1 pseudogene is annotated in these 377 nt (G+C 70.8%); it reads right to left on the minus strand.

What is annotated here, in order from left to right:
* Positions 1–323: pseudogene (locus tag DBR23_RS31895) on the minus strand (1-pyrroline-5-carboxylate dehydrogenase); the annotation flags it as partial.
* Positions 324–377: the final 54 nt, after the last annotated feature.

Raw genomic sequence — 377 nt, forward strand, 5'->3', positions numbered from 1 at the left:
TTGTCGGGGATGCGCAGCAGGGCCTCGGCCAGGCACATCAGCGCCACGCCTTCTTGTGACGACAGCGAAAACTCCTGCAGCAGCCCCTGCACGATGCCTGCGCGCCCGGCGCTGGCCTTGCGTTCGCGCAGGGCCTTGGCAATGCGCAGCGCCAACTGCTCGGCCGACGCCGCTTGATCGGCAGGCAGGCGGGCCTGGGCCAGCAGCGGGGCCAGGGCCTCGGGCTCGGGGCGGCGGGTGGCGGCGGTGATGGCGGCGCGCAGCGGGTTGTTCAGCGGTGTGCGGGGCGCGAAGTCTGCAAACGGGGCGGAGGGCTGCGTCATGGCGGTGTCTTTCAGGGATTTGGCGGGGCCCAATACGGTGGGAAGTGTTGGTTG

Source organism: Acidovorax sp. HMWF018 (genome assembly GCF_003061035.1).
GTDB lineage: Bacteria > Pseudomonadota > Gammaproteobacteria > Burkholderiales > Burkholderiaceae_C > Acidovorax > Acidovorax delafieldii.